Annotated in this window: 11 protein-coding genes and 1 tRNA gene; 9 read left to right on the forward strand and 3 right to left on the reverse strand. The window is 67.8% G+C overall.

Going from position 1 to position 6180, the window contains the following annotated elements; all coding sequences use genetic code 11:
* Positions 1-141: 141 nt before the first annotated feature.
* From ABT085_RS15630 to mutM, 4 genes are all read left to right on the forward strand, one after another.
* Positions 142-786: a YceD family protein gene (locus tag ABT085_RS15630; RefSeq protein WP_351606951.1), complete on the forward strand. Its 645-nt coding sequence runs from the start codon at positions 142-144 to the stop codon at positions 784-786.
* A gap of 2 nt (positions 787-788) precedes the next feature.
* Positions 789-962: a 50S ribosomal protein L32 gene (gene rpmF / locus ABT085_RS15635; protein WP_007493396.1), complete on the forward strand. Its 174-nt coding sequence runs from the start codon at positions 789-791 to the stop codon at positions 960-962.
* Positions 963-981: 19 nt separating this feature from the next.
* The gene (gene rnc / locus ABT085_RS15640; protein WP_351606954.1) at positions 982-1797 is read left to right on the forward strand and encodes a ribonuclease III; all 816 of its coding nucleotides are present in this window, start codon (positions 982-984) and stop codon (positions 1795-1797) included.
* Between the two features lie 76 nt (positions 1798-1873).
* Positions 1874-2734 carry a bifunctional DNA-formamidopyrimidine glycosylase/DNA-(apurinic or apyrimidinic site) lyase gene (gene mutM, locus ABT085_RS15645; RefSeq protein ID WP_351606957.1) on the forward strand — a complete coding sequence of 287 codons (861 nt, stop codon included), beginning with the start codon at positions 1874-1876 and terminating at the stop codon, positions 2732-2734.
* Here mutM and ABT085_RS15650 read toward each other — a convergent pair.
* On the reverse strand, positions 2707-3108 hold the full coding sequence (locus ABT085_RS15650) for a winged helix-turn-helix transcriptional regulator (protein WP_351606959.1): 402 nt from the start codon (positions 3106-3108) through the stop codon (positions 2707-2709). The two genes, mutM and ABT085_RS15650, sit on opposite strands and share 28 nt — an antisense overlap.
* Before the next feature lie 135 nt (positions 3109-3243).
* Here ABT085_RS15650 and ABT085_RS15655 point away from each other — a divergent pair, with 135 nt between their 5' ends.
* The 3 genes from ABT085_RS15655 (at position 3244) to ABT085_RS15665 (ending at position 4816) form a co-directional block, all read left to right on the forward strand.
* Positions 3244-3828 (forward strand): flavodoxin family protein, encoded by a 585-nt coding sequence (locus ABT085_RS15655; protein ID WP_351606962.1) that lies wholly within the window; start codon positions 3244-3246, stop codon positions 3826-3828.
* Between the two features lie 117 nt (positions 3829-3945).
* A complete protein-coding gene (locus ABT085_RS15660) occupies positions 3946-4359 on the forward strand; it encodes a DUF7144 family membrane protein (protein ID WP_351606964.1) in 414 nt (137 codons plus the stop codon).
* Positions 4360-4543: 184 nt separating this feature from the next.
* Positions 4544-4816, forward strand: a complete 273-nt coding sequence (locus ABT085_RS15665; protein WP_351606967.1) for a hypothetical protein — start codon at positions 4544-4546, stop codon at positions 4814-4816.
* 315 nt (positions 4817-5131) lie between these two features.
* Here the strand turns inward: ABT085_RS15665 and ABT085_RS15670 are convergent, their stop codons facing one another.
* Positions 5132-5281, reverse strand: a complete 150-nt coding sequence (locus tag ABT085_RS15670; RefSeq protein WP_351606970.1) for a hypothetical protein — start codon at positions 5279-5281, stop codon at positions 5132-5134.
* 226 nt (positions 5282-5507) lie between these two features.
* Between ABT085_RS15670 and ABT085_RS15675 the strand changes: the two genes are divergently transcribed.
* Entirely contained in the window at positions 5508-5756 is a 249-nt protein-coding gene (locus tag ABT085_RS15675) for a hypothetical protein (RefSeq protein ID WP_351606973.1), read from the forward strand.
* Positions 5716-5806, forward strand: a tRNA-Ser gene (locus ABT085_RS15680). The genes ABT085_RS15675 and ABT085_RS15680 overlap by 41 nt, the downstream gene beginning before the upstream one ends.
* A 159-nt stretch (positions 5807-5965) precedes the next feature.
* Here the strand turns inward: ABT085_RS15680 and ABT085_RS15685 are convergent.
* Positions 5966-6180, reverse strand: a 215-nt coding sequence (locus ABT085_RS15685; protein WP_351606976.1) for a hypothetical protein, incomplete at its 5' end; no start/stop codon positions are given.

Raw genomic sequence — 6180 nt, forward strand, 5'->3', positions numbered from 1 at the left:
GGGCCGGCCGCGCAGCCGGATTGGGCCGAGAGCGAAAGGTCCAGTATCCTGGCTCTTCGGTCGCGTGTACGTCCGCGATCCGCGCTGCCCGGCGACACCGAAGGGCCGCGTCCCTCTGAGCTGAGAAGATCGAAAGCAGGAATGGCTTCCAACGCCCGCCTCGACCACCGCAACCCGCTCGTGTTCGACACACACGAGCTGGGGCGGCGTCCTGGCGCGCTGCAGCGCCTGACCCGCACGATCGACGCCCCCCGTGACCTCGGGATCGCGGAGGTCATCGGAGTGCCGGAAGGCGCCCCGGTGCAGCTCGAACTCCGACTCGAGTCGGTCATGGAAGGGGTGCTTGTCACAGGCACCGCCCGTGCACAGGCCGAGGGGGAGTGCGTAAGGTGTCTGGAGCCGCTCGGGCTGGAGCTCGAAGCGGACTTCCAGGAGATGTTCTCGTACCCTGACGCCGACGACCGTGGCCGCCCCAAGGCGGAACCGGCCGACGACGCCGAGGAAGACGAGGACAGGCTCTTCATCGAGGACGGCTTGTTCGACCTCGAACCCGTGCTGCGTGATGCGGTGGTGCTCGCACTGCCGATGCAGCCGGTGTGCCAGGAAGACTGCCCAGGACTGTGCACCGAGTGCGGTGCGCGCCTTGCGGACGACCCGGACCACCACCATGACGCCGTCGACATCCGATGGGCGGCATTGCAGGGACTCGCCGGTTCACTCGGAGACGGCGAGAAGGACGAGATGAGCGGCGCCGAAGCGGGCGTCGACGAGAAGCAGGAGAAGTAGCCGTGGCTGTTCCGAAGCGGAAGATGTCGCGCAGCAACACGCGCCACCGCCGGTCGCAGTGGAAGGCTGCGGTCCCCACCCTGGTTGCGTGCGAGCGCTGCCACGAGCCCAAGCTGCAGCACATTGCGTGCCCGTCTTGCGGCACCTACAACAAGCGCCAGGTCCTCGAGGTCTGAGCGGCTGGTGAGAGGTCTGATGTCTGACGCCAAGAAGCACTCTCTTCGCGCAAGCGGAGGTGGTCCGGCGGACACAGCGGCCTCGTCCCACACGCTGTTGGAAGGGCGGCTCGGGTACAAGCTCGAGTCCGCCCTTCTGGTGCGTGCGCTGACCCACCGTTCGTACGCGTACGAGAACGGCGGTCTGCCGACGAACGAGCGACTGGAGTTCCTCGGGGACTCCGTGCTCGGTCTCGTCGTCACCGACACGCTGTACAACACCCACCCCGACCTGCCCGAGGGCCAGCTGGCCAAGTTGCGGGCCGCGGTGGTCAACTCGCGTGCGCTGGCGGAGGTCGGCCGTGGCCTCGACCTGGGCTCCTTCATCCGGCTCGGCCGGGGTGAAGAGGGCACGGGCGGCCGGGACAAGGCGTCCATCCTCGCCGACACCCTGGAAGCGGTGATCGGCGCGGTCTATCTCGACCAGGGCCTCGACGCGGCCTCCGAACTGGTGCACCGCCTGTTCGACCCGCTGATCGAGAAGTCCTCGAACCTCGGTGCCGGCCTGGACTGGAAGACCAGTCTCCAGGAGCTCACCGCGACCGAAGGGCTCGGCGTGCCCGAGTACCTGGTCACGGAGACCGGTCCCGACCACGAGAAGACCTTCACTGCTGCCGCCCGCGTCGGAGGCGTCTCGTACGGCACCGGCACCGGCCGCAGCAAGAAGGAGGCGGAGCAGCAGGCCGCCGAGTCCGCCTGGAGGTCCATCAGGGCCGCGGCGGACGAGCGGGCCGAGCAGGCGGCCGCGGAAGCCACCGCGACCGTCGAAGCCGGCCCCGAGTCGGCATCCGCCTGACCGAACAGCGCGACCGAGCGCCCGTGCCTGCCGGGGCGGGCGCGCCGCGCATCCACCCCTAGTCACGGGGGGTCTCATGCCCGAGTTGCCCGAGGTCGAGGTCGTACGGCGCGGTCTGGAGCGGTGGGTCGCCCATCGCACGGTCGCCGACGCCGAGGTGCTGCACCCCCGCGCGGTCCGCCGCCATCCGGCCGGTGCGGACGACTTCACCCACCGCCTCAAGGGCCACCGGATCGGTGTGCCCAGCCGCCGCGGCAAGTACCTCTGGCTGCCGCTGGAGGACACCGACCAGTCGGTGCTGGCCCACCTCGGCATGAGCGGCCAGCTCCTGGTCCAGCCGCACGAGGCGCCGGACGAGAAGCATCTGCGCATCCGGGTCCGCTTCACCGACGTCCAGGGCACCGAACTCCGCTTCGTCGACCAGCGCACCTTCGGCGGTCTGTCGCTGCACGACACCACGCCCGACGGGCTGCCCGACGTCATCGCGCACATCGCCCGTGACCCCCTCGATCCGCTGTTCGACGACGAGGCCTTCCACCAGGCCCTGCGCCGCAAGCGCACCACCATCAAACGGGCACTGCTCGACCAGTCGCTGATCAGCGGCGTCGGCAACATCTACGCCGACGAGGCGCTGTGGCGCGCCCGCGTCCACTACGAGCGTCCCACCGCGGGCTTCACCCGCCCGCGCACCGCCGAACTCCTGGGCCACGTCAGGGACGTGATGAACTCCGCGCTCGCGGTCGGCGGTACCAGCTTCGACAGCCTGTACGTCAACGTCAACGGGGAGTCGGGCTACTTCGACCGGTCGCTGGACGCCTACGGCCGCGAGGGCCTGCCCTGCCGGCGGTGCGGCACGCCGATGCGCCGCCGCCCCTGGATGAACCGCTCCAGCTACTTCTGCCCGACGTGTCAGCGGGCGCCGCGCGTCTCGTCGTAGCGCTCCCGCGCCGCCAGTACGTCGTCCATGCCGCCTTCCAGGACCCGGATGAGCGCCAGCAGCCGCTGGGCGACCTCGTGGCCCAGCGGCGTCAGTTCGTAGTCCACCCGCGGCGGGTTGGTCGGCTGTGCCTCGCGCAGCACCAGCCCGTCGCGCTCCAGTGCGTGCAGCGTCTGGGAGAGCATCTTCTCGCTCACGCCGTCCACCCGGCGGCGCAGCTCGTTGAACCGCAGCGAGCCCTCGCTCAGCGCGCCGAGCGTGAGCCCGCCCCAGCGTCCCGTGACGTGCTCCAGCGTCCCGCGCGAGGGACACGCCTTGGCGAACACGTCGTACGGGAGGTTCCGGTCCTCCGCGCTCTCCTGCGTGCTGTTCATATCTGCAGCTTACGCGCGCTCAGCGCTGACGAACAGGTTGCACTAACTCCTGGTTAGTGCTTTCCTTTTTTCAGTGCTCGTGAGCTGCGCTGCCGCTCCACCGGGCATCCCTATGTCTTTCGAGGAGTACGTCACATGACCACGCCCGTTGTCTCCATCGCCTACCACTCCGGTTACGGCCACACGGCCCTTCTCGCCGAGGCCGTGCGGGCCGGGGCCGCCGGGGCCGGCGCCGAGGTGCACCTGATCAAGGTCGACGAGATCACCGACGCGCAGTGGGAGACGCTCGACGGCTCCGACGCGATCGTGTTCGGCTCGCCGACCTACATGGGCACCGCGTCCGGCGCCTTCCATGTCTTCGCCGAGGCGTCCTCGAAGCGCTGGTTCGGGCAGGACTGGCAGGACAAGCTGGCGGCCGGCTTCACCAACTCCGGCTCCAAGAGCGGCGACAAGCTGCACACCCTCCAGTTCTTCCAGATCCTCGCCGCCCAGCACGGCATGAACTGGGTCAACCTCGGTCTGCTCCCCGGCTGGAACAGCAGCACGGCCTCCGAGTACGACCTCAACCGCCTCGGCGTCTTCGCGGGCGCCGCCGCCCAGACGAACACCGACGAGGGCCCGGAGGCCGTGCACAAGGCCGACCTCGCAACCGCGGAACACCTCGGCCGCCGGGTCGCCGAAACCGCCCGGACCTTCCTCCAGGGCCGCGCGGCCACCTGACCGGGGACCGGCCCGCGGTCGCGGGCCCGCGGGATTGCGCTGATCCTGTCAGGAGAGCGTGGCCGAAGCGCACAGGCGGTGCGCGTCGGTGACCACGCTGTACAGGAAGGCAGCAGCATGACAGCGACGCCGAACACGACACGGCCGGGGCGCGGGGAATCCGACATCAGCGGTGTGTCCCTGTTCGCCGGGGCCATGCTGACGCTCAGCGGACCGCTCAGCATTCTCGTGGGTGCGTCCGCCATCGCCCAGGACACCCTGTTCTCCGCGTCCCGGTACGCCTACCGGTTCGATCTGACCACGTGGGGCTGGATCCACGTCGTGGTCGGAGTGGCGCTCCTCGTCGCGGGCCTGGGAGTTCTGATGAACCAGAGCTGGGGCCGCGGCGCGGGCGTGGCGGTGGCGGGCGTCAGCCTGGTCACCCAGTTCATGTTCGTTCCGTACTACCCGCTGTGGGCCATGCTCGTGATGGTCCTCGACCTCTTGATCATGTTCGCCCTGGCGAGATTTCCGGTCGAAGCCGACCGCTGACCTTCGACTGTCTCGGTAGCCGAAGAAGCGCGTGGCCGGGTCTCTGCTCAGTTGGTCCAGCAGCTTCGTGATGTGTGCGGCCGAAGGAGTGATCAAGAGATGAATGACGTTACGCCCCGATCCTTTTTGCACATCGTTCTCCAGGTGTCTGCCCGATCCAGGGCACAGCAGCGGAGGAGAACACATGAGGACCGTCCGGAAGATTGCAGCGGTGGCCGCAGCCACCTGCGGAATCCTCTTCGCCGGCATCGGGGTGGCCAGCGCTGACCCCCAGGACAACGGCGGGGGCGACAACATCCCCGTACTCAGCAACATCAACCAGATGGACTGGGACGATTCGCCCTTCTGCGGAGTTCAGGTCAAGACCAAGGAGACCGAGCAGAAGACGTCCTGTCCGGTGGTGCACAACGAGGGCAGCTCTCACAGCCCGGTGTACATCATCACCTTCGGATCTTGATCTCTCGTAGCGGTCCGGCGGTCCGGTTGTCCGGGACCGTCGGACCGTTTCGGCTTGCCGGGGCGCCGGCGGCCAGGCGAGCAATCCGGCTGTTGCATCAGGACGGCCCAGCCGGTTCCTAGGCCCCTGACCTGCGGTTTTCTCAGTAGCCGAAGAAGTGCGGGACCGGGTTTCTGACTTGCACCCCTGTAATCGATCAACGCTGCGACCTGCGACTTAGCTGTCGACGGTTGTCAGCGTTGGTCGCTGTTGAGCACCCTCAGACGGCCCAGAGGCGGCCCGAGTGGGGCGCCGTGTGCTGCGCCTCAATGCGAACTACGCCGTGCCGACCAGTACATAGAACAGCAGGGTCGCAGCCCACATGAGGACCACCGGCAAGATGATCACCGCCACAATGATCTTAAGGAAGATCAGCAGGCGGTCCGCTGCCGTGAGTGGCTCCCGCATCAGTCCGTGATCACTCATGAGTCTCCCCTTTGGCCGCACTGTTCAGCGGTGGTGGGCGGAGCCTAGTGACTGAGCCACTCCGGCTGGACGGCACCCCCTCGATGCGAACCATGGGCGGGGCGGTCACTGGGGTCTGCTCGGCTGGTCAGACGGTCATGCGGGGCTGCTCGCGGTTGGATTCGGTCGCGACGTCCCGCTGTACCTCGCTGCGGTACAGCGGGAAGGTGTGAGGTACAACTGCGCCATGACGACTCGACCGACGCAGGCGATGTGGTGGGCCGAACTGGCGATCTTCCTTGCCGTAGCCGCCGTGGCTTTCGCTGGGATCAGCGCTCTTCTGGTGGCATCGGCGCCCCAGGGTCGCCACGTCACAGTGGAGGGCGGGGCCTCCATCGTGCTGATTGCGCTGTCCGCCGGCGTCGGCATCTTCGTGAGTGGCCGGTTCAGGGCATGGGGGCTGCATCGGCAAGCCGTGTCCTGCACACGGTCTTGAAAACCGTCGTGGCAGCGATGTCACCGTGGGTTCAAATCCCACCACCTCCGCTAGATGAGCAGTGAGAACGGCCCCTGACCAGATCGGTCAGGGGCCGTTACTCGTGTGTGCTCTCCGTCAGCCGCTGTGGTTCCCCGCTGGTTCCCGGACGATCGGGCACGGCTAGGGCACGGTCACCCTCTGATCCGTAGCTCTACAGAGATCGGTCATCAGCGGTCATACAGGCTGCCGGAAGGGTGCTGATGGGCACCGCCGGGCGTCGTCGGTTGCTGTAGTTGCTGTACTTCGCTGCTGTACCGCCCCTGGCCTCGTTGGCCGACACCCGCTTTAGACACCGTTTCTTTTGGCCTGGGGTGGTCGTTGGTCAGTGCATGGCAGACCTGGTCCAGCGGCTGGTACCGGACGAGTTGTGGGAGCTGTTTCG

The sequence above is a fragment of the Streptomyces sp. NPDC002265 genome, assembly GCF_040296125.1.
Taxonomy (GTDB): Bacteria; Actinomycetota; Actinomycetes; order Streptomycetales; family Streptomycetaceae; genus Streptomyces.

Bases quoted from the DNA above. Each gene is read 5' to 3' on its own strand.
- ABT085_RS15630 (WP_351606951.1), top strand. From the start codon at position 142: ATGGCTTCCAACGCCCGCCTCGACCACCGCAACCCGCTCGTGTTCGAC.
- rnc (WP_351606954.1), top strand. From the start codon at position 982: ATGTCTGACGCCAAGAAGCACTCTCTTCGCGCAAGCGGAGGTGGTCCG.
- mutM (WP_351606957.1), top strand. From the start codon at position 1,874: ATGCCCGAGTTGCCCGAGGTCGAGGTCGTACGGCGCGGTCTGGAGCGG.
- ABT085_RS15650 (WP_351606959.1), bottom strand. From the start codon at position 3,108: ATGAACAGCACGCAGGAGAGCGCGGAGGACCGGAACCTCCCGTACGAC.
- ABT085_RS15655 (WP_351606962.1), top strand. From the start codon at position 3,244: ATGACCACGCCCGTTGTCTCCATCGCCTACCACTCCGGTTACGGCCAC.
- ABT085_RS15660 (WP_351606964.1), top strand. From the start codon at position 3,946: ATGACAGCGACGCCGAACACGACACGGCCGGGGCGCGGGGAATCCGAC.
- ABT085_RS15665 (WP_351606967.1), top strand. From the start codon at position 4,544: ATGAGGACCGTCCGGAAGATTGCAGCGGTGGCCGCAGCCACCTGCGGA.
- ABT085_RS15670 (WP_351606970.1), bottom strand. From the start codon at position 5,281: ATGAGTGATCACGGACTGATGCGGGAGCCACTCACGGCAGCGGACCGC.
- ABT085_RS15675 (WP_351606973.1), top strand. From the start codon at position 5,508: ATGACGACTCGACCGACGCAGGCGATGTGGTGGGCCGAACTGGCGATC.